This is a genomic window from Phascolarctobacterium succinatutens CAG:287 (genome assembly GCF_000434895.1).
Classification (GTDB): domain Bacteria; phylum Bacillota; class Negativicutes; order Acidaminococcales; family Acidaminococcaceae; genus Phascolarctobacterium_A; species Phascolarctobacterium_A succinatutens_A.
Window position 1 is genome coordinate 16,105 of sequence record NZ_FR892761.1, and the last position, 23,960, is coordinate 40,064.

23 protein-coding genes and 1 riboswitch are annotated in these 23,960 nt (G+C 44.9%); of the genes, 3 read left to right on the plus strand and 20 right to left on the minus strand.

The annotated features are described in order from the left end of the window. Positions 1 to 9 precede the first annotated feature (9 nt). The 7 genes from BN587_RS01910 to BN587_RS01935 form a co-directional block, all read right to left on the minus strand. On the minus strand, positions 10 to 399 hold the full coding sequence (locus tag BN587_RS01910; RefSeq protein WP_021719458.1) for a 4Fe-4S dicluster domain-containing protein: 390 nt from the start codon (positions 397 to 399) through the stop codon (positions 10 to 12). Continuing rightward, positions 399 to 1,202, minus strand: coding sequence for a CoB--CoM heterodisulfide reductase iron-sulfur subunit B family protein (locus BN587_RS01915; protein ID WP_021719459.1), 804 nt, complete (start codon positions 1,200 to 1,202; stop codon positions 399 to 401). Before BN587_RS01915 ends, BN587_RS01910 begins: the two co-directional genes overlap by 1 nt. Before the next feature lie 246 nt (positions 1,203 to 1,448). After that, entirely contained in the window at positions 1,449 to 1,697 is a 249-nt protein-coding gene (locus tag BN587_RS11680) for a WYL domain-containing protein (RefSeq protein ID WP_368482935.1), read from the minus strand. Next, positions 1,660 to 2,922, minus strand: coding sequence for an MBL fold metallo-hydrolase (locus BN587_RS01920; RefSeq protein WP_021719460.1), 1,263 nt, complete (start codon positions 2,920 to 2,922; stop codon positions 1,660 to 1,662). The genes BN587_RS11680 and BN587_RS01920 overlap by 38 nt, the downstream gene beginning before the upstream one ends. Positions 2,923 to 2,963: 41 nt before the next feature. Then, positions 2,964 to 3,176 carry a hypothetical protein gene (locus BN587_RS01925; RefSeq protein ID WP_044483964.1) on the minus strand — a complete coding sequence of 71 codons (213 nt, stop codon included), beginning with the start codon at positions 3,174 to 3,176 and terminating at the stop codon, positions 2,964 to 2,966. Positions 3,177 to 3,426: 250 nt separating this feature from the next. Continuing rightward, the gene (locus BN587_RS01930) at positions 3,427 to 4,452 is read right to left on the minus strand and encodes a hypothetical protein (RefSeq protein WP_021719462.1); all 1,026 of its coding nucleotides are present in this window, start codon (positions 4,450 to 4,452) and stop codon (positions 3,427 to 3,429) included. 288 nt (positions 4,453 to 4,740) lie between these two features. Next, positions 4,741 to 6,327: an AAA family ATPase gene (locus BN587_RS01935; RefSeq protein WP_021719463.1), complete on the minus strand. Its 1,587-nt coding sequence runs from the start codon at positions 6,325 to 6,327 to the stop codon at positions 4,741 to 4,743. A 193-nt stretch (positions 6,328 to 6,520) separates the two neighbouring features. Here BN587_RS01935 and BN587_RS01940 point away from each other — a divergent pair, with 193 nt between their 5' ends. Next, the gene (locus BN587_RS01940) at positions 6,521 to 7,771 is read left to right on the plus strand and encodes an ATP-binding protein (RefSeq protein WP_021719464.1); all 1,251 of its coding nucleotides are present in this window, start codon (positions 6,521 to 6,523) and stop codon (positions 7,769 to 7,771) included. A gap of 167 nt (positions 7,772 to 7,938) precedes the next feature. Here BN587_RS01940 and BN587_RS01945 read toward each other — a convergent pair whose 3' ends face one another. The 13 genes from BN587_RS01945 to BN587_RS12165 form a co-directional block, all read right to left on the minus strand. Next, positions 7,939 to 9,342 (minus strand): alanine/glycine:cation symporter family protein, encoded by a 1,404-nt coding sequence (locus BN587_RS01945; RefSeq protein ID WP_021719465.1) that lies wholly within the window; start codon positions 9,340 to 9,342, stop codon positions 7,939 to 7,941. A 154-nt stretch (positions 9,343 to 9,496) separates the two neighbouring features. Then, positions 9,497 to 10,141: a hypothetical protein gene (locus tag BN587_RS01950; protein WP_021719466.1), complete on the minus strand. Its 645-nt coding sequence runs from the start codon at positions 10,139 to 10,141 to the stop codon at positions 9,497 to 9,499. Positions 10,142 to 10,143: 2 nt separating this feature from the next. Continuing rightward, positions 10,144 to 11,190, minus strand: coding sequence for a glycosyltransferase family 9 protein (locus tag BN587_RS01955; RefSeq protein ID WP_021719467.1), 1,047 nt, complete (start codon positions 11,188 to 11,190; stop codon positions 10,144 to 10,146). Beyond that, positions 11,190 to 12,233 carry a lipopolysaccharide heptosyltransferase I gene (waaC, locus tag BN587_RS01960; RefSeq protein ID WP_021719468.1) on the minus strand — a complete coding sequence of 348 codons (1,044 nt, stop codon included), beginning with the start codon at positions 12,231 to 12,233 and terminating at the stop codon, positions 11,190 to 11,192. The genes BN587_RS01955 and waaC overlap by 1 nt, the downstream gene beginning before the upstream one ends. Before the next feature lie 2 nt (positions 12,234 to 12,235). Next, positions 12,236 to 12,742: a D-glycero-beta-D-manno-heptose 1,7-bisphosphate 7-phosphatase gene (gene gmhB / locus BN587_RS01965; protein ID WP_021719469.1), complete on the minus strand. Its 507-nt coding sequence runs from the start codon at positions 12,740 to 12,742 to the stop codon at positions 12,236 to 12,238. Further along, positions 12,732 to 13,706: an ADP-glyceromanno-heptose 6-epimerase gene (rfaD, locus tag BN587_RS01970; RefSeq protein ID WP_021719470.1), complete on the minus strand. Its 975-nt coding sequence runs from the start codon at positions 13,704 to 13,706 to the stop codon at positions 12,732 to 12,734. Before rfaD ends, gmhB begins: the two co-directional genes overlap by 11 nt. After that, a complete protein-coding gene (rfaE1, locus tag BN587_RS01975) occupies positions 13,703 to 15,193 on the minus strand; it encodes a D-glycero-beta-D-manno-heptose-7-phosphate kinase (protein ID WP_021719471.1) in 1,491 nt (496 codons plus the stop codon). Before rfaE1 ends, rfaD begins: the two co-directional genes overlap by 4 nt. Continuing rightward, complete coding sequence (locus BN587_RS01980) at positions 15,183 to 15,746, minus strand: D-sedoheptulose-7-phosphate isomerase (protein WP_021719472.1); 564 nt, start codon at positions 15,744 to 15,746, stop codon at positions 15,183 to 15,185. Before BN587_RS01980 ends, rfaE1 begins: the two co-directional genes overlap by 11 nt. A gap of 11 nt (positions 15,747 to 15,757) precedes the next feature. Next, complete coding sequence (locus BN587_RS01985; RefSeq protein WP_021719473.1) at positions 15,758 to 17,236, minus strand: OstA-like protein; 1,479 nt, start codon at positions 17,234 to 17,236, stop codon at positions 15,758 to 15,760. Between the two features lie 123 nt (positions 17,237 to 17,359). After that, entirely contained in the window at positions 17,360 to 18,289 is a 930-nt protein-coding gene (locus BN587_RS01990; RefSeq protein ID WP_021719474.1) for a hypothetical protein, read from the minus strand. Positions 18,290 to 18,465: 176 nt separating this feature from the next. After that, positions 18,466 to 19,371, minus strand: a complete 906-nt coding sequence (locus BN587_RS01995; RefSeq protein ID WP_021719475.1) for a VirK/YbjX family protein — start codon at positions 19,369 to 19,371, stop codon at positions 18,466 to 18,468. Between the two features lie 186 nt (positions 19,372 to 19,557). Beyond that, positions 19,558 to 20,859, minus strand: a complete 1,302-nt coding sequence (thiC, locus tag BN587_RS02000; RefSeq protein ID WP_021719476.1) for a phosphomethylpyrimidine synthase ThiC — start codon at positions 20,857 to 20,859, stop codon at positions 19,558 to 19,560. Between the two features lie 63 nt (positions 20,860 to 20,922). Next, positions 20,923 to 21,021, minus strand: a riboswitch (TPP riboswitch). A 196-nt stretch (positions 21,022 to 21,217) separates the two neighbouring features. Further along, entirely contained in the window at positions 21,218 to 21,319 is a 102-nt protein-coding gene (locus BN587_RS12165) for a putative holin-like toxin (RefSeq protein WP_366914949.1), read from the minus strand. A 514-nt stretch (positions 21,320 to 21,833) separates the two neighbouring features. On the opposite strand from BN587_RS12165, the gene serC reads away from it, so the two are divergent. After that, positions 21,834 to 22,907 (plus strand): 3-phosphoserine/phosphohydroxythreonine transaminase, encoded by a 1,074-nt coding sequence (serC, locus tag BN587_RS02010; protein WP_021719477.1) that lies wholly within the window; start codon positions 21,834 to 21,836, stop codon positions 22,905 to 22,907. A 263-nt stretch (positions 22,908 to 23,170) separates the two neighbouring features. Further along, on the plus strand, positions 23,171 to 23,960 hold a 790-nt coding region (locus tag BN587_RS11685), incomplete at its 3' end, for a hydroxyacid dehydrogenase (protein ID WP_303684783.1).

Here is a 23,960-nt window from a genome sequence, read left to right on the forward strand (position 1 = left end):
AGCTTCCCCCTATTTATTATATTTTCTAAAGGCTGCAACCAAAAGCTGCTGCGGCATATCGCTCGGATAATGCTCCACACTTTCGGCAGGCAGCTTGTTGTTTCCTTGCTGACGAATCTGCAGCAGGCGCAACGCCTCCATAACGCGCGCCGGACTCACGCCGCGTGGGCAGCGCTCCTCGCACGCCATGCAGGACAGACATTGCCACGGTGCGTCTGCCTCCAGCAGCTCGGACGCATAACCGCTGTTTAAGTCCCACACTACGCGGTGGGGCAGCAAATCCATTTTAGACGCAGCTTCACAGTTCGCACTGCAGCGGCCGCATTGCATGCAGCGACGCACGTCGGTAGCAGCAAGGCGCAAAATATCTTCTGTCAATTGCTTTTCATCAACAGCCATTATTCCGCACCTCCTTCGCTCTCCGCAACACCAAGCGCTTCAGCAAGAAGCTCCGTAAAGTAGCGTGTCGGCAGGCTGCCTGCGGCACCATTGGCCGTCAGGTTATACGCACACAGCGGGCAGGCAGTGACCAGCTCCTGCGCACCACAGCTGGCAGCATTATTTTTAATTTCGCTAACAAGCTGCTCGCACTGCGCCTTATCCTTCAGCGCTAGATAACCGCCGCAGCATTCATTGCGCATGCTGTAAATAACAGGCTCCGCACCCAGCGCTTTAATAAAGGCTTCCATAACAGTAGGACTCTCTACGTCATCGAGGGCTAAAACTGCTCCCGGTCTAAGCAGCAAACAGCCATAATAAGCGCCAACCCTGCGTTCCTTTAAAGGATGGCTCACCAGCTGTGCCAGCTTTTCCCATCCAATTTCATCACGCAAAACCTCCAGGTAATGCAAAACCCGTGTTTCACCGGCATAAGGCTCTTCAAGTTGCAGATAATTATTCACCTTTTGGCGAATCTCCGCATTCGTCGCCATATCGTGATTCACACGTTTGATGACATGGTAGCACGCACTGCACAGCGTCACTAATACGCCGCCGTTTTCACGCGCCGCCACAAGCGCACGCACCGCACTCAGACGCTCGGCAATAGCATCAGGCGCCATCGGGTAAACCGCACCGCAGCACTGCCATTCCGGCAGCTCCACCAGCGGAAAGCCCAGCACCTCAGCACAGCGTCGTGCTGCCATATCCAGCTGCTTCGCCTTCGTTGACAGCGTACAGCCAGGATAATAATTATGAATCATCGTCTTTCCCTCCTTCGCAAAGGACATAAAACAACCTTGACCAAAAAATTGCTTTATTATGTATCTATTCTACATTAATTCTGAAAATACTGCCAGTAGCAAAGAAAAATTTTCTTAGTTGTCGTCGGCAGTTCGTATCGTCAATGCATTTACTTGGTATAAGCTTGTAAAAGCGCAAATTATTCACAGCAAAAAAACACCGCCTGCGCTGTAAAATGCAGTACAAACGATGCTTTATTGATAAAATTATTTAGCTTCGCTGTTATACAGCTCAAGCTGCTTTTGCAAATATTCCCTATACGCCGCACGTACACTGTCTGGGCCAGCGATAATTACATCACCGCCAAAACCTGCCACCCAGCCCAAAAAGCCCGCGTCAGACTGCACTTCAACGCTCGTAGAAAAATATTCCTTATCATCCGGGCAGTCGTAATAATATACGCAACTGCTAAGAAAATCAATACTGTCTATACCTGATTTCCGCCTGCTCTGAATGAATTATCGCCACATACTCGCGTGAGTTCACCAACCTGATAATCTCCTCCACTACCTCTTTTGACGCGTGCCCGCTCGTATGCAGCTGCACAGTATTGCAGGCAGCACAGGCCTCAGCCAGCTCCGCATTATAATACTCTGCCTTCTTGTCCTTAATATAACCTGACCATTGGGAATAAATTACCAGCGGCTGTAGGTCGCTATATTGCGCCACCAGCCTTTGCAGCTTCTCCGCAGCCTGTGTTCCGCTCAGAAAAATCAGCGCGCCACGTTCACGCAGCTTTTTTTCCTGTAACTTGTAGGCCAATTTATCCTGTAACGCTTCCTTGTCCAGCAGCAGGCTATACATTCCCGACAATCTGAACTCCCTGTCCTGTTTACAATTATTCAGATATGCATACAAATCCAGCTTATAATGATAATAACTCTGCACCTGCTTCAACATATACCCGCTTGCCAGCACAACCTTATGCGCAGCTCGTGCGGCACGATAAAAATTGCGCAGGCGGATAAAATTCGTCGACGAACAGATGCAAAAGACCAGCTTATACTCTCGCATCAACGCACAAGCCTGCGTAAAAAGTTCATCTTCCGTCAGCAGCTCGCCCTCCTCGCGCGTCATATTTGTGCCTTCGGTAATCAGAATATCCACAGGCTTATAACGCAGCTGCAAGCCAAAGACATAGTGCAGCAACAGCTTTTTGAGCTTGTTTCCCATAAAGCCGTGCGTGCGGAAATCGCCCATGTGCAAAATACGCTTATCCGGCGTTTCAATCAGAAACATCATCGCCGCCTCTGCCGAATGGTCAATGGTGTAAGGTGTGACTTTAATATCGCCAACCTGCACAGCCTGCTGAGGCCAGAGCACATGATTACGCGTTTTGTCTTCCAAAATCTCAATCTGCTTTTTGTACCGGGCATCGTGCTTCGCCAAAGCGTGGTAAATATTGAGCAGCGCATAGCGGCACATCTGACTCATGTACAGTGGAATCCCCGGCAGAATTTTGTTGAAGCGACCAATGTGGTCGCCATGATAATGCGTGAAGAATACTGCGTCGTATTGCACCTCGACAGAAGTGAGGCCTTCGACCTCCAGCGCTTCTTTATGCTTGCTGCCCGGCAGATTCTCGCCAAATTCAATGCAAATTTTTGTCGTATCCGTACTAATCAAAGTTACACAGCCACCAATCTGGTCGGCATGAAGAAATTCTATGTTGGTAGACATCTTATCGCTCCCTATTATTTATCTCAAACTATCATTGTATCTTAGTAGCTAAACCAATAATCTCTCATCTTCTGCAAAAATTCTTCTGTCAACGGATAGCCTGCACTCTCGCCTATAACAGCATCTATGCCACAATATGGACACAGTGCAGTTAAGCCAAAATCAACCCATTCTAACTCTTTAGTGTCAAAAACTTTAAGGCAATGAAAACATCCACATCTTTTATCATGTTCAAGCAGTCTTCTGTTAAACATACAATATTCATGCGCTGTGATATAATCAGGCTCACATTTTTGTTCTGTATTATCATTTTTATGAAAATTTATCTTTTGCATTTTATCTCCACCCTTCCTAACAAAAAACATTTTAGTATTTACATCAACTATGCTGCTTCCAAAAAATTTTGTGAGAATAGTATACGATAAGTTGTATGGCAAAAATAGTATAGCTGATGCTTGTTTTGGGTAAAGAAAACGCCCCGACGCGCGGGGCGAGTGGATATTCTTATTTATGAACGTTTATATCAATCTTTAAATCATATTGCTTTTTATTATACTGTAATTCACTTTCTATTCCATTATCGTTCATAATATTTATCACAGCATCTGTAGCATCTGTAATAAGAGGATGAAACTCATCAGCTAAAATCCAGCCTGTTATCTTTGTAATATTTTTAATTCCATCACATAGCTTATTGTAGCTTCTATCTGTCTTTTTAGGATTACGAATCTTTACATTTTGTTTTGTTTCCAAGCTATTATGCCAATACACGTCGCGCATATAATTGCTGTAGAAAAATATTTCTGTCAAAATCCCCACCATTTTGTTTTTAGCCTTCAACTCATAGATATTAAATTCATTTCCATCTAATACCCAAAAATCTATTGCAGACTTTTTACCTGTAAAAACAGCAGTTGCATCAGACTTTTTATCTTTAAACAACCCTACAGGCAGTTGTCTGTTCATAACAACATTTTTATCTGAAAAATCTAATATCAACTTTCCAAGACTATCATCATCACAAAAACGTTTTTCAACATAGCCCTCTGTACCCAACACATCTTCATCATCTTCTGCTTCTTTTGAAGGTTCATTATTGACAAACTTACCACTACTTAAAAAATCAGCAAAATTTTTTCTCATAGCTTCTAATTCATCAGATAAGAAAAACCATGTGCCATATTGCTCTTTAAATTTTAAAATACGATACAAAAATCTGCCTAAATGCCCATTCGATGGTATTCCACCAACATATCTATCATTAACTACGCCATCTATATCTAGCATAATTTTTAAGTTCTTAATATTGGTATAAGCTTTTATAATAAAGCACCATGCTTCAAATGCTGCTGCATTATCTTGCATATTTACAGCATCACCTTTACCTAATCCAACAGCTTTAGGCAAAAGAGTCATAGTCAAAATATGCTTTGAATCATCATAATCTATCGCAATATCTCTAGGGAAAGATCTCAAGCTTTTAACACCTAAGTCTTCTTTTAAAATCTTTTCTGCTTCTTTGTTTGCCATCTTCAAAACCTCCAATCACAACTAAGATACTTACATATTCTCCGGCATCAACTGAAACTCCTGCACACCCTCTTCAGCACGCCTGCATGTGAATAGTTTATTTATGCTTCTTGCATCCATTATAACAAACAGGCTAGGGCAAAAATAGTAGTTCACTAAATATGTTTTGTGCTATTTAGTTTTCAAAGAACCTTGTGAAAATAGTATACGATAAGTGATATGGTAAAAACAGTATAGCTAAAGTTTACTTTTGCAAGAAAAAAGCTGCGGCATAAGCCGCAGCGAAAATCATTTTTTCATCTCTTCAATCAAACATTGATGTTTTTTGTTCTTCTTATCGTAATTAATGCCTACCAACAAAATATTTCCTGTGTACTGCACAAGTGACTCAGGATATTTCTTCTCTTTTATCTGTGCAAGCGCAGCTTCAGCAGATTGATTCCATTTAAGCTCTACCAATAGCGCAGGATAGCCTTCAGCATACTCTGCTTTCGGTAAAAACACAAAGTCAGCAAACCCTCTACCAGTTGGCAGCTCTCTAATTGGCTTAAAATAATACTCCATAGCACTCAGATAAGCTATCGCCAACACACTGCTAAGAGAGTTTTCATCGTTATATTGAATAACAGACGCATATTCCTGGTGAATTTTCTCAACATATTTTGCAACTGCTTCTGCATCCATATCCAACGTAGCATTTAAAAGAGCTTTTGAAGCACGTTGAAAATCAACTAACTCATTCCACTTTTTTCGCTTTACTGCTGCCAAAAACTCCTCGCGAATTTCTTCGTTAGGAATAAACGCCACTTTGAGCTTCTGGTTATAAGCAAGATAGCCAAGATGAATCAAAACCGTCAGCACATCATCACGATCTGTAAAGTTAACCATATCGTTTTGGAAAGTTTTAGCATTGACGCTAACAATATCTCCTGACAGCATCTCTATTATAGCAGCCTTTAAGCCATCAAAGTCCATATTAATCAGCGGAACTATCATTGCATAAGTTCCTGTCTGTGACCAATAACTTTGAAATTCCTTGCGCAGCATCACGCTGACAACCGCTTTAGGATTATAGATATGCTCATTGCCTAAAAAATAACCATCATACCAACGCTTTACTTCTGTAAAATCAACATTGTATTTAGCGCACAATCCCTGTACTTCTGCTTCCGTAAAGCCAAAATAGGAAGCTAAACCGCCAGGTGCAAGCATAGTAAATTCTTCAAAGTTATTTAATGCGGACTGTGTTTTAATTTTCTTAATCGGCAAAATACCTGTAAGATAAGCTAATGCAAGATATTTTTCCGGTTCTGCTCCTTTGAACAAGCCTCGCAAAAAATTAATATATTCTTCCTGAACAGCAGTATTTGTGGCTTCATCACGCACCAAAACATCCCATTCATCAATAATAATAATAAATTTCTGCTTTAAGGCAGCATTTATTTTGGAAAGTGCACCATAAAGATGCTGAACATCCGCAAACTCTATCTCCGGATATAATTTTTTCAATTCACCAATGACATTTTTGTTTATATAACTAACTGTATTCTCTGCTGACCCAGCGTCCATCATACACCACTGAATATCAAGATGAATCACATCATATTTATTCAAGTATTTAGAAAAATTTTTGTCATTGCTAATCTCATAACCAGCAAACAAGTTCTTAGAATCAGCCCCTCTGCTATAATATGCTGTCAGCATATCTGCAGTGGTTGATTTACCAAAACGCCGCGGACGACTGTTGCAGATAAGAGCCTGCTTCGTACCCAGCACTTTATTAGTATAAGCCAGCATACCAGTTTTATCTATATATATTTCTGAAGCAACTGCTACCTGAAACGCACTATTATCAGGATTTACAAATCTGCCCATCATGCCCTCCTAAAAATTCTTCTTACTTATGATTTTATCATTCACTATGATAATTAGCAAGCAAAGCTTTTATCACTATTTTTACGGTGAAAATAGCATCGCAATGTTGTTTTCACCGAAGTTTTGTTATATAATGAGCTTACAACAATGTTCAACTACTATCGTTCTATATATTTCTAAAGGAGGATCTGTCATGTATATCAAACGCTATGTTGAGCAAACCATCCTCGATGCAGCAGCATCTTTCCCCTGCATAGTAATCTATGGCCCACGACAGGTCGGCAAATCAACAACGATTAATATGCTATTCGGTGATAAAATTCCTATGGTCACTCTTGATGACGCAGAAGATCGCGCCCTAGCTATTAATAATCCACTCTTGTTTCTTGAGCAATATGGCTGGCCCGTAATTATTGATGAAATTCAAAAAGCACCTAACCTGCTTGATGAAATAAAAATAAAAATAGATGAACAGCGTTTGATCTGGCTGCGTAACAACGAAAAAAGACAAATTATGTATATTTTGACCGGCTCTAACCGTTTTGAGCTGCAGGAAAGTATCAGCGATTCCCTTGCAGGCAGATGTGGAGTAATCGAAATGCTTTCTCTTTCCCAAGCAGAAAAATATGCTTATCCTAATAATTTGTTTTCTGCTGATATCCAAAAATTAATAGCATTAGAACGCAGCAAAAAAATTTCTTATAGAACCAGGCGAGAAATTTATCAGGATATCTTCAATGGCGGCATGCCAGATATTTTCACAGGCATCTCTAAACGAGACATTTATTTCAAAGCATATGTCGATACATATATTGAAAAAGATGTCCGTAAGCTTATTGCTGCTTCCAGTGAAATGCAGTTCAGAAACTTTATTTCTATTGTTGCTTTAAGAACTGCTCAAGAGCTGCATTATGACGAAATCGCCCGCAATGTCGGCATAGACGTAAGAACCTGCAAAAAATGGATTTCCATTTTAGAAACCTCTGGTATTATTTACCTGCTACAACCATATATGGCTAACATTTCTAACCGCATTATTAAAGCACCTAAAATGTATTTTTTAGATACGGGTCTCTGCTCTTATCTCTGCAAATGGCCTAATGCGGAAATGTTGGAGAAATGCGCTATGAGCGACGCTTTTTACGAAACATATATAGTCAGCGAACTCGTCAAAAATTTTTACGCACATGGTAAAACTCCTAAGGATTTCCTGTTCTATTATCGGGATACTGACCAAAAGGAAATTGATCTATTATATGTTGACGGTTCTACCATCTGTCCAATTGAAATAAAGCAAGGTATAGCGCCTAAAAAAGCAACAAAAAACTTTAGCGTTCTTGATAAGTATCATCTTAATATTGCTACCGGTTTAGTTATTGATTCTTGCGATAAGATAAGACCTATCAATGAGCAAACCTACTATATACCTGTATATCTGATTTAACCTTTAAAACTTCGGTAAAAACAGCATCGCGATGTTGTTTTCACCGAGGTTTTTTTTATATAGATGTCTACCTCTCCCTAAGTAAAAGTTAATCCTATAACCAAATTAAACTTACGCATACAAAAAGAGCTGCTACGAAATCTCGTAACAGCTCAAACGAACAAATATTAATCCTGCCAGTAGTCCAGCTTTTGAGTCAGACCGATCTTGCTGGCCTTAAACTCAGGATTCTTACCGGCATCGCGCTGCTCGGTGTAATCATCAAGCGCACGCAGAGCAGGACCGCCCAGAATGCAGATAACAGGCAAGTTGATGATTGCCATGAAGCCCATGGTAACATCTGCCAAATCCCACATTGTACCCATGCTGGAGCCGGCACCGATGAAAATCAGTACGCAAGCCAGAATTCGGTAGCACAGAGTAAAGGTTTTGCCCGGAACATGCTTCAGAACATAAGCAAAAGCATTATCTACATAATACAAGTTGCCAAGCAGAGTAGTGAAGGCAAACAGTACCATAGATACAGTAATAAACAGCTTAGCATAATCGCCCATGCTTGCTGCCAGAGCTGCCTGTACATAAGGCGCACCAGCAAGCTCCTTAGTCGGCTCTATGCCGGAGCTCAGGCACATGAAAGCGGTAGCGGTGCAAATCAGCAGAGTATCAATAAATACGGACAGCATCTGAACCAGGCCTTGCTTAACCGGGTGAGAAACGTCAGCAGCAGCTGCAGCGTTCGGCGCAGAACCAACACCTGCTTCGTTGCTGTACAGACCGCGTTTGATACCGAACATCATGCAGCTGCCGGCAAAGCCACCAAAAATTGCAGTGAAGTCAAATGCTTCAGCAAAAATTCTGCCTACAACGCCGGGAACCAGATTGATATGCATAATAGTAAGGATAAATGCTACAGAAATGTAGATAACGCCCATCAAAGGAACCAGAGTAGAGGTTGCTTTGATAACACGCTTGCCACCGCCCAGCAGGCAATAGCCTACGAGCACAGCCTCTACAGCACCGATAATCCAGGGAGTTGTATCCGGATTATAGAAGCTCAGAGCAGCAAAGGTGGACTGCAGATTGTAGGAGCACAGCATGTTAAAGCCGCAGCCATATGTTACAATCAAAGCCACAGCAAAGAGCACTGCCAGACCGCGGCTGCCCAAAGCAGCTTCGATGTAATATGCAGGGCCGCCGTAGCTGCCGTGCGGACCACGTTTCTTGTAAATCTGTGCCAGAGTGCTTTCAATAAAAGCAGAAGCGCCGCCAACAACAGCAATAACCCACATCCAGAACACAGCACCATAACCGCCGAGGCAGATAGCTGTGGAAATGCCGATAATATTACCGGTACCCACACGGGATGCAGTAGATACCATCAAAGCCTGGAAGGATGATACCGCCCCGGATTCAACAGGCTTCTCCAAAATAACACGAATAGTTTCCTTAAACAAACGTACCTGCACCAGACGAGTACGCAGAGTGTAGTACAGGCCTACACCGATGAGCATGATAATCAGCAAATAACTATACATAAAATTGCTGATTGCTCCAATGATTTCTCCGAACATAAATGTTGCTCCCCCTTTTTTAGTTTGTTTGTTAATTATAACATATTTATTTGCTTTTCCAAAATTCAGAAAGGACGACAGCTAACAAAGCTAACACTTTTGCACAATATAATAAATCAATTAAGTTATTTTGATAACCTCGCATTCTGCTGCTCTAGTTTAAGCCTTGCAAGCATTCCTTAAGACTCGCATAGCACGGATGCTCCAAATCAAAGGCTCCTGCCAGAGCCGCCTCGCCCAAGCGCATGCCCACATACCTTTCTGTTCCTGCCAGATATGTGTACAGTAAATGCCTGCTATAATTCACTAATCTGTTTTCTCGCCCACGGCAGCAATTTACTGACTGCAAATACTCCGCACTCATATTATACAGATTATAATAATCACTGCACTCCGAGCTTTCCAGCCGCAGCGACTGCAGCAGCATATCCTCAAGATAACCCTTTTGCCAACGTTTAGTAGCTTTTTTGCCGGGAAAGAAAAAGTGCGTGCAATACTCCACTCCTCTAAAGAAAGTATTGTCACGCACTGCAAAAAATTTCTGCATTCGGCGTTCGCGCTCATCAGCCGCGTCAGCAAAGAATACTGCCTTCTGCACTATTTCTCTGCCTTCCAGCTGTATAAGGCGTTTAGTCAGCAAGTCTAACTTATCGATACTCTGATAATTTACAATCTGCATGTTAGGCAAGCTGATACCCTGCTTAAATAAATGCCGGAGATAAGCGTGCATAAACTGCGCCATCTCCACTCTTTCACACAGCAATAAAACCTCTCCGGTAATAATGCTTTGCTTACTCAATATTATTTCTCCTTTTGCTGCAGCATCTGCTCAGCAGCCTGTACAACCTGCTCTACCGTCAGACGTGTCATACATTGCATATCATCACACTTATGCTTCATTCCACCTGCACAACCAGGGCAGGGCGGCAACGCTGTCACAATAGTTGCATCCTTGGTATAAGGTCCGTAAAGCTTCGGGCTGGACGGACCGTACATCGCTACGATAGGCACCTTCTGGCTGATTGCTACGTGCATCGGGCCGCTGTCGTTGGTGATAATCAGGCTGCAGCGACGCATTGCCGCCGCCAGCTCGCCAATACGGAAGCTGCCGGTTGCTACCACAGGAGTCGTCTTCATGAAGCTGACTGCCTCCTGCACCATTTCTTCGTCCATCGTACCGCCGAAGAATACAGGCTTATAGCCCTTTTCCGCAAGAATATCTGCTACCTTGGCAAAGCGCTCCGGCGCCCAGCGCTTGGTAACAACAGCACTGCCGATGTTAAAGCCTACCAGCTTATCGGTAGCGAACACGCCGTGCTCACGCCAGAATTCCTCCGCATGCTGCTGATATTCCTCGCTCGGGAAAATCTCCAGACCGTTATGCTCCAGCTTTTGTACGCCAAGCTGCGTCAGTACATCAAGATACATATCCGCCGCATGAATTTTGCGGTTAAGCGGTGTAAACACATCCCAAAGCGGTTTGAACAAAGTGTGTGTTGTACCGCAACGCAATTTCACTTTGGTAAAAGCATCAATAAAGCTGCAACGCTCATTCGGATGCAGGTTAATCAGCACATCAAAATCCATCTTGCTCAGACGACGGGCGCAGGCCATCAGCGCCAGCAGGCTGTTGTCCTTGCCCTTCTTGTCAATCGTGATAACCTCATCTAAATACGGATTATGCAGTACTACATCCTTCAGCTTCTCATCTGCCAGAAAAGTAATATGCGCATCTGGTGCTGCCTTACGCAGTGCATGGATAAAAGGCGTGGTCAGCGTCAGGTCTCCCAGATGCATCAAAAATGTTACCAATATTTTTTTGCCATTTAATTCTACAGCTTGTGCCATCAGCCTTTTGCCACCTTTTCCTGATAAATTTTATAGACCATATCCGGCGTTATATCATGCATACAATGCCAGTTATCGCACTTTTTCTTCAAGCAGCCTGCACACTTTGCCGGTGAAAGCAATACCGTGGAATTTTTGCTGCCATATGGACCGGTGCGGTCAGCCTTCGTCGGTCCGTACATTGCCACAAGAGGCTTTTTCAAAGCCGCTGCAAAATGCAGCGGGCCGGTATCCGCACTGATATAGAAGCTGCAGCCCTTAATCAGCGCTGCCAGCTCACGCAGGCTTGTCTGTCCCGTCAAATCGATAACCAGTGAGCTTGCTGTGCCTTCGGCAATCTTCTGCCCCTTGACTGCATCATCAGGTCCGCCTGCCAGCACCACGGCAGTACCGTCAGCCGTAAGCTTTTTCGCCAGCTCAATATAATGCTCAACCGGCCATTCCTTCGTCCACCAGCGCGCACCGGGGACAATAACAACGTAATCGCCGCCCTGCCAGCCTGCTTCCTGCAGTTTATGCTGCACAGAAGCGGTTTCCTTACTAAAATCCGGCATTGGAAATTCTACATCATCCAACGAATCAACCTTGGCACCAAGATAACGTGCCACGTCAAGATAGCGCTCAATAACATGGTCCTTACTATGACTTCCGCCAATCGCCTTGCTCACAAGGCCGCTGCCCTCGCGCATTTCGCAATAGCCGATGCGGTTATCACAGCCGCTGATAGCAGCCAACACCGCACTTTTGAAAAGGCCCTGCATATCTATTACCAGGTCAAAATGCTTGCTGTGCAGCAGTGCGCGCATTTCGCAAAAATATTTCAGCTTATCACTAAAGCCCAGCTTATTAAATTTTACCTTATCAAAATAAAGCACCTCGTCAATCACCGGAGGATCCGGTACAAAGCCGGCAAACTGCGGATGTACCAGCCAGGTGATTTTGGCCTTGGGATAACGCTTGCGCAGCGCTGCCGCAAAGGGCAGCGTATGCAGGATATCACCCAACGAACTCATTTTGATTAACAGGATATTCCGATACTCCATTATCATCTCTCGCTTACAATATTTTTTACGAAATCCAGCAGATTGCCGCCTGTGTAAAGATAGCCTTTGACACCAGCAGCCTCCGCTGCTTCCACATCGCGCTTACCGTCACCGACCAAGAAGCTCTGCTCCTTGTCGATATCATATTCTGCCAGCGCCTGCAACAGCATGCCCGGTTTAGGTTTGCGACAATCGCACACACCGGTATATTCCGGCACGCTGCCCTCGGGATGATGCGGGCAGTAATAGATTTTTTCTATTTTGCCACCAGCTGCAGTAATTTCACGCTGCATATAAGCATGCAGCTCATTCATCTGCTCTACTGTATAATAACCACGCGCAATACCGCTCTGGTTCGTTACAATAAAAATTTTATAGCCAAGCTGCGACAGATACGCCACAGCCTCGCGTGCACCTTCAATCCAGCGCAGGTCCTCAATTTTGTAGAGATAGGCTACATCAACATTGAGCACGCCATCTCTGTCAAAAAATACCGCCTTAGCCTTCATAAACGTAATAACCGCCGGTCTTGTCGAGAAGCTGGCAATATTCCTCTGCAGCTTCTTCAATCGGAGTAAAGCCTCCGTCATAGCCTGCTGCCAAAAGGTTAGTGTCATCTGCTTCGGTAAAGCTCTGGTATTTGCCCTTCAGTACTTCAGGGAACGGTACATATTCCAGCTCGCCGCTGCCAAAATGGTTCAGCACAGCCTTAGCCAGAATATTGAACTGATGCGCATGGCCTGTACCGCAGTTGAAAATACCGCTGATTTCCGGATGATCCCAGAAGTAGAAGTTTACCTTAACAACGTCTTTTACATACACAAAGTCACGGGTATGCTCGCCCGGTCCATAGCCGGCATATTCACCGAACAGGCGAACTTTGTGCTCTGCCTTACATTGATTGTACATTTGGTAAATCATGGAAGCCATTTTTCCCTTATGGTTTTCCTGCGGACCATATACGTTAAAATAACGCAGGCCTACTACCTGGCTTTGTGCCTGCGGAAGCAGACGGCGCAGATAGTTGTCAAAGAACAGCTTGGAGAAAGCATAAACGTTCAGCGCTTCCTCGCAGGCAGGCTCTTCACGGAAGCCATGCGCACCGCTGCCATAGGTGGAAGCAGAGGAAGCATACATCATCTGAATCTTTCTGTCGAGGCAGAAATGCAGCACGTTTTTAGTATACTCAAAGTTGTTTTCCATCATGTATTTGCCGTTATATTCCATAGTATCGGAGCAAGCGCCCTCATGGAAAATAACGTCGATTTTTTCATGATTGAATTTGCCTGCCTTCAGTGCATCCATGAAAGCATACTTATCCATATAATCCTTAACCTTCAGGCCTTGGATATTTTTGAATTTAACCATGTTGGTCAGGTTATCAACAACAAGAATGTCATCAATACCACGGTCATTTAAGCCTTTAACAATATTACTGCCGATAAAGCCGGCACCACCAGTTACGATAATCATAATTTGCCCTCCTTAACCATTTTGGCAATTTTTTCCACCACACCGGTTGTGGAATAACCATCTTCAAATTCTATAATGCGCACTTCACCGGCATATTCACGTCCTGCTACTTCCTCAGGCTTGTAATCACCGCCCTTGACGAGAATGTCGGGACGAATTTTTTCAATAAGCTCAGTCGGAGTATCCTGGTCAAACAGCACTACCGCATCTACGCAGGCCAGCGCTGCAAGTACACGCGCACGGTCCAGTTCATGCACCAAAGGTCTTGTTTCACCCTTCAGACGGCGTACGGAGGCGTCCGTATTCAGGCCGACAATCAGGTGCTTGCCAAGGTTGCGCGCCTTCTCCAGATATGTTACATGGCCTACATGCAGAATATCGAAACAGCCGTTGGTGAACACAATCTTTTCGCCGCAGGCTCTCCAGGTTGCTGCCAGAGAAGCAATCTCCTGCCAGCTCAGCGTGCGATAGCCACGGCCCTGCTTGCGTTCCTCCGTCAGCAAATCTTTCAGCAGCTCGTCACGGTGCACCGGATAAGTGCCAACCTTGGCCACAACAATGCCTGCAGCACGGTTCGCCATATAAACAGCATCAGCCAACGCCAGCTTGCCTGCAACACCGGCAAGAAGCGTAGCCGCTACCGTATCACCGGCACCGGAAACATCAAACACCTCAATGGCGGTGGCAGGGCTGTGCAGCACCTGCTCAGCATTAACCAGGCTCATACCGCGCTCACTGCGGGTAACAACTACATTCTTGATATGGAATTTTTCACGCGCAGCCTGCGCCATGCTGACAACAGCTTCATCAGAGTTTTCACGCTGACAGCCTGCAGCCTCACACATTTCCTTTAGATTAGGCGTAATAAAATCGCAGCCGTCATACTTAGACCAGTCTGCTCCCTTAGGATCAATCAAAACCGGTATATCATAGGCCTTGCCCTGAGCAATTACCCATTGGCAAAAATCATCCGAGCAGACACCCTTGGCATAGTCGGAAACAATAATGCCATCCAAGCCTTCATCAAGCAGTCCTGCCAGCCAATGACGCAGCTCAATAATTTCTTCGGGGAACAAATCGCCGGTTTCTTCAAAATCAAGTCGCAGCATCTGCTGATTGCCGCCCAAAACACGCAGCTTGGTAATGGTCTTGCGGAGTTTGCTTTTCACCAGTCCCTGATGATTGATGCCTGCATCATCCATCAGCTTTTCCAGCAGCAGACGGTTTTCATCATCACCTGTCACACCGCCCATAAAAACCTGACATTCCAGATGTGCCAGATTGGCAGCAACGTTTGCCGCACCGCCCAGCACGGAATTTATCTTTGTAATACGTGTTACCGGCACAGGTGCTTCCGGCGAAATGCGTTTTACCTCGCCCTGGAAGTATCTGTCCAGCATCACATCACCAATAACAGCAATGCGTACATTCTTAATTTGTTCTGCTAAAAAAGTTGTTACAGCTAAATCAGCCAAATTATTCACCATCCACCAGCTCACATAAAATGTGGCCTATCAAAATATGCATTTCCTGCGCACGGGCAGTAACCTTCGCCGGTACAGCAATGCACTCGTCGCACAGCAGCTTCATTTTACCGCCGCCCTCAGCCGTCAAGCCTACGCAGAAAACACCCATGCTCTTGGCCAGCTCAACAGCTTCCACAACATTAGCGCTATTGCCGCTTGTGGAAATGCCTACCAGCACATCACCGGGACGGGCAAGCGCCTGTACCTGACGCACGAAAACCTTATCATAGCCATAATCGTTGCCGACAGCAGTCAGAATGGAGGTATCTACCGTCAGTGCGATAGCAGGCAGACCGGCGCGTTCCTTTTGGAAGCGGCCTACAAACTCGGCAGCCAGATGCTGGCTGTCAGCGGCACTGCCGCCGTTGCCGCAGAACAAAACCTTGTTGCCATTGGCCAGCGCCTTTTTTACTTCTACAGCAATACGCTCAATCTGTGCCAGAATATCGCTGTTCATCACAGCATTTGCCACCTGCAGATGGTCCAAAAAGCGTTGTTTAATAATCTCTCTCATATTCTACCTCATTACCAGTTCATAAAATCAAACTTGGCTTCAAATGCACTGTCTTTATCATTTGTATCTCTATGCTTGTAAATCAAGGAAAGCTGCCAGCAGCAGAACTTATGCGTCCAGCTGTATCTTGTTTCATAGTTTTCCTTTTGGTCTAAATCATAGCGGTTGACAATGGTAAAGCTGTTCTTGTCATCCATAATGTATTGCAGACCATTGCGCAGCTCTTTGGCCATATCAGGCTGATCGTAGGTGAATACATCTGTCGTAAAATCTTCACGATAATATCCAACCCAGGTATTCCACTTCGGGCTGATTTTCTGGCCCAATGTTGCATAATAAACATTAGTAGACTGCAAAGAATCCTCTGCACTCTCACGTGTCCATTTCTTGCCAATCGTCAAATCCAAAGAGGTATTTTTGCTGTTGAACAGATAAATGCGGTCATGGTTAAGGAAGGCACCATATTCTGTATGCCAGCTCTTGCGTCCGCTATTATCATTTTTCCACAGACCACGTTCAAAATAAGCACTGTAAGTCAAAGGTAAACCAGGAGCGATATGATGATTTTTATAATTAAAGCGTATATTGTTCTGCTTCTCTACCCATTCGTCATCGTCCTCATACCAGCCGTTTTCGTAGGTAACCTTAAAGTTACGCTCGTTATGCTCCAGGCCGTAAACAGGCTTATAGCCAGCCTTGCTGTAATAATTTATATCAGCATAAATTGTGTCCTTGTCTCCTAACGGACGCTCATAGGAAAGATTGACATAAGTTCCCTTATCGCTGTCCTTGAAGCCGATATGCGGCAGGATACGTTCCTTGGATTTTTCCGTCAGGCTGTTTTCCCAATAATCACGGGAATAGATATGCTTACCGCGCACAAAGACCTTGACGTCGCGTGCTACCATTTTATCATGCGGATAAATTTCAAAGGTCTTAGCCTTGATTTCCAAACATTTAGGATGCTTTTCTGCCGGGCAGCGACTGGTAGAGCCACCCTCATCAAGAATCATTTTGTCCGGATAGATAGTAGCATGAGGCGCAGCAAAGAAATCCTTGCCGTTTTTACCGGTCAATTTTTGCATTTCACCGGTCTTATTGTTAAAGTTATAATGACCCCAGGCAGCCTGAGTTTCACTTTCTCCCTCTACCAGTTTGCCACCTTCTAATAACCAGATATCGCCAGTTTTCATATTGCCTTTTACCTGCGTTGTATAAATATCCTGGCCATTTTGTGATACCCTGATATTACCCTCGGCATGAAAATCGCCGCTGACAGTATCATATACTGCATGCTCACCTGTCAGGTGAATCGGCAGTCCCTGCTGCTTTTCTGCATCCAGTTTTTCGCGATGAGGCAATGCAACATTCGGCTCACTGACAGAAACCGGACTCAGCATGCTATCGCTGTTGCTGTTGCTAAACTGTTCTGCATAAACAGGCATGCACATGCCCAAAGCTAATGTGGCAGCTATAAAAGTCTTATTCATACGAAAAAACTCCTTCTCTATAATTGCAAATGAAAAAATTCATAATAATCCACTTAACATTATACCATAAAAAAAGCAAAAGCTCACTCGAAAGAGTGAGCTTTTCACGTATAAATTTCGATTTTATTCCTGATATACTGCACCCTGCAGGGTAGTATCTGCAGCAGTTTGCACATAGGTTTCACAGCCAACCGGGATAGTTACGCTATTGCCCTTGACGAAGGCACCGCCAACCAGGCCTACAGGACCAAGAATAATCATACCGCCAATAGCGGCTCCGGCTGCACCGGCAATGCTTTCAGCCTTTTGTTTGGCCAGCTCGCCTACGGTAACAGGAATCTTAGTACCATCTATACCATAGATATAGGTAAAGTTGATATCAATACGGCCATCCTTACCAAAGATGCCAGGCTGAACAACCTTTTTAACTTCACCGACACCGGTTGCACCCTTCGGCAGCACCAGTACATCATTTACATACAGGTTATCAGCAGCTTTGAAGTGCACTGTGTCGCCCTGGCGACTCATTTTAGTGCTCAGCTCGGAAGTAAAGGTGATTTTCAAAACAGAATCCTTCGGCAAAGTTACTTCCTGTACAGGCACATTGCCATCTTCATAGGAAGCAAGCTTCAGCAGATTTTCCAGGCGTCCGCTCAAAGAACCGGTCTGGTTCTGACCATAGAGAAGCTTTTCAGTTGCTTCAATACGGTTTTTAGCTGCGCCACCGGACATGCTTTCGTTCATCTTCCATTCTACTACATTAAGCTTAGTAGCAAAGGAAGCCTCTCCGTTATCAGGAGTACCCTCAAGGTAATCGTACATATTATCAACGCGGTTGATTATTGCATCACTTGTAATAGTTCCGTAAACGTCATCCTCAAGGCTGTCCATACGCTGCAGCAGGGAACCGCTTTGCTCTGTACCGTAAAGCATTTTTTCCATAGCACCAATTTTTTCAGCCATGGGAACAGCAGCATCAGCTGCAAAGCCCGGGATTACCATTGTAAAGCAAAAGATAAAGGTCAACAATAAAGTTGCAAGCTGTTTTTTCAATTTTCTTACCTCCAATCAGAGCTATATATTTTCATTATAGCATGTTTTACCTAAAAAAAACAGAGGTTCTATTCTGAACCTCTGCTTTATCCAATGTAAAATTTGTACAGTTTGTTACTATAAATAATATTGCAGACAGCTTTTGTGCCTATATTACAAACCAAACAAGTAATATTTTATTTTTTATAGCGTTTAACAGCAGACTTAACCGCTGCCTTCATCTCATCCATTTTAGCAAAACGACGACGATGCTGTGCTCTCTTCGACGGCTTCAGCTCCTCCATAGATTTGCGGTGTTCCGCAGTCGGCATAATGTAGAAGCGGCGGTCAGAGCAGATAACACCCTCGCACTCCTGCCAGAAGGCGCCGAAATCTGTTTTCAGCTTGCGGTCTACACGGATATGGTTCATCGCATAGTAACCATCGTTAGTAACAGCAAAAATATTTTCAATGCCTATTACATCAGCAAAGCAGCGCAGGCCATAGAACATCAGATTTTTGGTGCGATAGCCAAAGAAAGCCTTCGTCATACCTTTAATCAGCTCGCTGCCGTTCTGCGGTCCCTGCAGGGCGCCGATATAAATAACATTCTTGCCGTCTGTTTTATTTTTTGCCAGCCAGAACATGATCTGGTATAAAGGCTCGCCTTCATAGAATAAAGCCAAGGACAGGCAGCCTTCTTTGCGTTGGCCGGAATGAAACCACAGCTGCAGCGTCAGCGGTCTGTCATCGTAGGAATCCTCCCACAGCTGCACCATTTCACCCTTACTATACAATTTATCCATCAGCTCCGGCTTGAACAGCTCTTCCATAATCAGCAGATGATTCTGCACCAGCTCTACACGTTCGTCCCAAGTTGAGCCTTTGTAAAAAAATGCTCTGGTAGTCTGTTCCAAAAGCGCAGGTGCTCCCTGCAGCCAAGCCTGACGCTTGCTATTTGCAGCAAAAAACTGCAGCAGTTCGTCAACCTTGCTGCTATGCATAGCACAACGCGTGCGGAATACAACGTAACGCTTCATTTCCTTCAAAATATGTGTCTGATATAAGCTTTTGCCGACATATTCTAAAATATTCTTGTCCATCAGTTACCTCTAGAAATATTATAATTATCTATATTATAGCATAGTTAGTGCAATTTTGCTAATCATGAGAAGTAAAGAGAACACCGCAACCTGCGCCAAACAAATATAACGCAATAGGTGTTCTCTTATATTTTGCTTCTCAAATCCTTATAAAAACATTAATTATAATATTATCAGCAATTTTATTTAATGCTTTCTCATATGCTCTTCGAGATACTGACCGACAATTTTAACTGCACAGTAATCACCGCACATGGAGCAAGCCTCATCATCGGATTTGTTCTTGCGGCAGCGATATTCCTTAGCCTTTACCGGGTCGATAGCCAGATCAAGCTGAGCCGGCCAATCAAGAGCCTTGCGTGCTTTGGCCATCTTCAAATCCCACTCCCATGCCTGCTTGTTGCCATTAGCCAAATCAGCGGCATGAGCAGCAATACGGGTAGCGATTACACCCTCACGCACGTCATTTAAGTCAGGCAGGCCCAAATGCTCTGCCGGAGTTACGTAGCACAGGAAGTTGGCGCCGCTTACTGCAGCAAGAGTGCCGCCGATAGCGCTGGTAATATGATCATAGCCGGGAGCAACGTCTGTTACAAGAGGTCCGAGCACATAGAACGGTGCACCGTGGCACAGGCGTTTTTGCAGTTGCATGTTCGCAGCAATCTGGTTGTAGGGCACGTGGCCGGGGCCTTCTACCATAACCTGTACGCCCTTATCCCAAGCGCGCTGCGTCAATTCACCCAGGTTGAGCAGCTCCTGAATCTGCGCTCTGTCGGTAGCATCAGCAATGCAGCCGGGACGCAGGCCATCGCCAAGGCTGATGGTTACATCATATTCAGCACAGATATCAAGAATTTCATCATAGTATTCATACAGTGGGTTTTCAGCGTCATTGTGCAGCATCCAGCCGGTAATAAAGCTACCGCCACGGCTGACAACGTCCATAACGCGGCCTTCGTCGATGAGTGCCTTCAGCACATTTTTGTTAATACCGCAATGAATGGTCATGAAGTCAGCGCCATCTGCAGCCTGTTGGCGGATAACATCGAAAATATCTTCCTTAGTCATCTCAACCACTGCGCCGCGCTTCTTAATGGTTTCTACAGTTACCTGATACATCGGCACAGTGCCAACCATTACGGTAGATGCAGCAATAATTGCCTGACGGGAAGCACTGATATTGTTGCCGGTGGAAAGGTCCATAACAGAATCCGTACCTGCATCAATAGCAGCCTGCAGCTTTGCCAATTCCGGTTCCGGATCAGGATAGCTGCTGGAGGTGCCGATGTTAGCGTTAACCTTTACAGTAAGACCGGTGCCTACGCCGCGCGGAATAATATTTTTATGATTGATGTTGCAGGGGATTGCAATAGTTCCGTTTGCTACGCCTTCGCGAATAAATTCTGCAGTTACATGCTCCTGCTCTGCGACAATTTTCATTGCCTCGGTAATCACGCCCTGGCGTGCCAATTGCATTTGTGTTGCCATATTTTTTCCTCCTTATAATTAAAAGACCGCCTTCCAGTCGGAAAGCGGTTTGATTGTCTTTTTGCAGAAATCTGCTCGCTTTCCTACGCTGGTTTTAACCAGATTCAGGTTCAAAGGGTCGGACATCAGTCCTCTCAGCAAAATGCGCCCCTAGCGGTTACGTTATTTTGTTTACATGCTTACTTTAACATGAACAGCGAAAATACGCAAGTTAAATATGCACAACTTGCAAAAAAACTGGCAGTATGCTATATTATAGATGAAAAGTGACAACTGCCCACAAGGTGGGTTGCCCGCTAAGAAACAGAAGAGCTGCCCTTACCGGTCAAAGTATTGGGGCAGCTTTTCTATGTGCATTTTACTTACGGTTCTGAAACACGAACGTCAGCAATGCCAGTATAAACATACCGAAAATCATAAGATCCTGGAATGTAAAATATACCATAGACATCACCTCCATTCTTTAAGAATGAAGGCAACGCCACCCTGTACCACAGTTGTCAAAATCATTTTATCACGTAAACATATTTTTAGCAACACTCTGTAACCTACGTTACAAAACAGCTTAAAAATTTGTATACATAAAAAATATTTACAAAAATACTTGACTCTAAAAACAGGCGTGCTATAATCATCTACAAATCACATTACGCAACGCAATGATGGAGAAGCAATGTGCAGGTCTTTTCAGAAAGCTGGCGGTTGATGCAAGGCAGCAGCGAAGCACACTAGTTCCGCTCCGAAGCGGCAAATGACGAATTTGACGGGTGCGCCCGATACAGCGTTCAGAGTTGGCCATAGGCAAATTGGGTGGCACCGCGAGCAGTCCTCGTCCCAAGATAGGGATGAAGGGCTTATTTTTTTAGGTGAAGCAATTATGCAATGGCAATTTGGGTGGTACCGCGAGATAAAGGCAAGCTCGTCCCAAAGGGATGCGCTTGCCATATTTATTTTCAGGAAGAAGGAAAGAACAAATGAAAAGAGCATATAACTTTAACGCCGGTCCCTCCGCTATGCCGCTCGAGGTATTACTGGAAGCGCAGGAAGAATTCTTAAACTACAAAAACACCGGCATGAGCATCATTGAAATGAGCCATCGCAGTAGTGAATACGCTGCCCTGCACGCAGAAACAAAACAGCTGCTGCGCGAGCTGATGGAAATCCCCGAGGATTACGAGATTATGTTTATCCAGGGCGGCGGCAGCACCCAGTTTTTGATGACAGCTGCTAACTTCCACACTAAAAAATACGCCGCTTATGTCAACACCGGCGTCTGGGCCAAGAAGGCCATGGCAGAAGGAAAATTCTACGGCGAGGTTTATGAGGCCGCTAGCAGCGCTGATAAGAACCACAGCTACATTCCGCAGGAATTCACGCTCCGCTCCGATACTTCTTATGTACACCTCACTGCCAACAACACGATTTACGGCACCGAGTACAAGGATTTCCCCAAGTTTGATGTTCCCGTTATCTGCGATATGTCCAGCGACATTCTTTCGCGCAAGGTGAACGTCAAGGATTTTGACCTTATCTACGCAGGAGCGCAAAAGAATCTTGGTCCTGCAGGCGTAGTCATCGTCATTGCCAAGAAAAGCTTTTTGGCGACAGCACGCGAGGAGCTGCCCACTATGCTGAAGTACAGCACCTTTGCCAATAACGATTCTTTGTACAATACACCGCCTGTCTTTGCCATTTATATGGTTAACAAAACCCTGCACTGGATTAAAAAGCAGGGTGGCGTAAACGCTATTGCCAAGAATAATGCAGCCAAGGCTAAGCTAATTTATGACGTTATCGACAACAGCAACGGCTTTTACAAGGGCCACGCCGCTCCCGAGGCCCGCAGCAATATGAATATCACTTTTAATCTGGCTACACCGGAAATGGAGAAGGATTTCGTCGCCAAGGGCAAAGCCGCAGGCTTCGTCGGCATCGGCGGTCATCGTCTTGTCGGCGGCTGTCGCGCCAGTGCCTATAATGCAGTGCCGCTGGAGGCCTGCAAGGCGTTGGCAGAGTTTATGGAAGAGTACATGAAAGCAAACAAATAATACTTTTGAATATATGCGGCACAATTAATATATCGTTCCGCTCAGGAAAAATTTTCCCGTGTCTTAAGGACACAACGCAAATTTTCGTGCGGAACCAGAACGAAGCTTCGGTAAAATTTGCCAGACATTAAAAGTTAGTTACGTACCCTTGCTTCTATGGTTCCAAGCACTCATTTGCTAATATTTTTATTCACTACACGATATATTAATTGCTTACTTCATTCTAAAAACCTACAAATTATACATAAAGGAGATAAATCACCATGAAAATTTTTGTCAGCAACGATATCAGCGAAAAAGGCGTAGCTCTGCTGCGCGAACATTTTGATGTAGATGTAATGCCCAACATGAAGCCGGAGGAGCTTATCAAGGTTATCAACAATTACGACGGCCTGGTAACCCGCAGCATGACCAAGGTAACTAAAGAGGTTATCGAAGCCTCCACCCGTCTGAAGGTTATCGGCCGCGCCGGCGTTGGCGTTGATAACATTGATATCCCCGCCGCTACTGCTAAAGGCATCGTGGTACTCAACACCCCGGAAGGCAACACCATGGCAGCTACCGAGCACACTGTTGCTATGATGATGGCTATGACACGCCACATTCCGCAGGCTCATCAATCCATTCAGGAAGGCAAATGGGACCGCAAATCCTTTGACGGCATTCAGGTACAGGGCAAAACCTTAGGTATCATCGGCGTTGGCCGTATCGGCAGCCGCGTTGCCAAACGTATGCAGGCTATGGAAATGACCACCATTGGTTATGACCCGTATATTACCGAAGAACGTGCGCATCAGGTTGGCGTTGAGCTGGTTGATTTTGACACTCTGCTGGCTAAATCCGATTACATCACCATCCACACTCCGCTCACCAAGGAAACCGAAAAGATGCTGAACGCAGAAGCTATTGCTAAAATGAAGGACGGCGTGCGCATTGTCAACTGCGCCCGCGGCGGCTGCATGGATCCCGAAGCTATTGCTGAAGGCGTAAAATCCGGTAAAATTGCCGGCGCCGCTATCGACGTTTATCCGACTGAACCGCCTACCAAAGAAA

What these genes read in the sequence shown, in the direction of transcription:
- BN587_RS01920 (WP_021719460.1), bottom strand. Translation starts at nt 2,922, where the DNA reads ATGTCTACCAACATAGAATTTCTTCATGCCGACCAGATTGGTGGCTGT.
- BN587_RS01935 (WP_021719463.1), bottom strand. Translation starts at nt 6,327, where the DNA reads ATGGGCAGATTTGTAAATCCTGATAATAGTGCGTTTCAGGTAGCAGTT.
- BN587_RS01915 (WP_021719459.1), bottom strand. Translation starts at nt 1,202, where the DNA reads ATGATTCATAATTATTATCCTGGCTGTACGCTGTCAACGAAGGCGAAG.
- thiC (WP_021719476.1), bottom strand. Translation starts at nt 20,859, where the DNA reads ATGGCAACACAAATGCAATTGGCACGCCAGGGCGTGATTACCGAGGCA.
- BN587_RS01945 (WP_021719465.1), bottom strand. Translation starts at nt 9,342, where the DNA reads ATGTTCGGAGAAATCATTGGAGCAATCAGCAATTTTATGTATAGTTAT.
- serC (WP_021719477.1), top strand. Translation starts at nt 21,834, where the DNA reads ATGAAAAGAGCATATAACTTTAACGCCGGTCCCTCCGCTATGCCGCTC.
- BN587_RS01980 (WP_021719472.1), bottom strand. Translation starts at nt 15,746, where the DNA reads ATGAGAGAGATTATTAAACAACGCTTTTTGGACCATCTGCAGGTGGCA.
- BN587_RS01930 (WP_021719462.1), bottom strand. Translation starts at nt 4,452, where the DNA reads ATGGCAAACAAAGAAGCAGAAAAGATTTTAAAAGAAGACTTAGGTGTT.
- rfaE1 (WP_021719471.1), bottom strand. Translation starts at nt 15,193, where the DNA reads ATGGTGAATAATTTGGCTGATTTAGCTGTAACAACTTTTTTAGCAGAA.
- BN587_RS12165 (WP_366914949.1), bottom strand. Translation starts at nt 21,319, where the DNA reads ATGGAGGTGATGTCTATGGTATATTTTACATTCCAGGATCTTATGATT.
- BN587_RS01940 (WP_021719464.1), top strand. Translation starts at nt 6,521, where the DNA reads ATGTATATCAAACGCTATGTTGAGCAAACCATCCTCGATGCAGCAGCA.
- rfaD (WP_021719470.1), bottom strand. Translation starts at nt 13,706, where the DNA reads ATGATTATCGTAACTGGTGGTGCCGGCTTTATCGGCAGTAATATTGTT.
- BN587_RS01955 (WP_021719467.1), bottom strand. Translation starts at nt 11,190, where the DNA reads ATGGCACAAGCTGTAGAATTAAATGGCAAAAAAATATTGGTAACATTT.
- BN587_RS01995 (WP_021719475.1), bottom strand. Translation starts at nt 19,371, where the DNA reads ATGGACAAGAATATTTTAGAATATGTCGGCAAAAGCTTATATCAGACA.
- BN587_RS01910 (WP_021719458.1), bottom strand. Translation starts at nt 399, where the DNA reads ATGGCTGTTGATGAAAAGCAATTGACAGAAGATATTTTGCGCCTTGCT.
- BN587_RS01925 (WP_044483964.1), bottom strand. Translation starts at nt 3,176, where the DNA reads ATGTTTAACAGAAGACTGCTTGAACATGATAAAAGATGTGGATGTTTT.
- gmhB (WP_021719469.1), bottom strand. Translation starts at nt 12,742, where the DNA reads ATGAAGGCTAAGGCGGTATTTTTTGACAGAGATGGCGTGCTCAATGTT.
- waaC (WP_021719468.1), bottom strand. Translation starts at nt 12,233, where the DNA reads ATGGAGTATCGGAATATCCTGTTAATCAAAATGAGTTCGTTGGGTGAT.
- BN587_RS01985 (WP_021719473.1), bottom strand. Translation starts at nt 17,236, where the DNA reads ATGAATAAGACTTTTATAGCTGCCACATTAGCTTTGGGCATGTGCATG.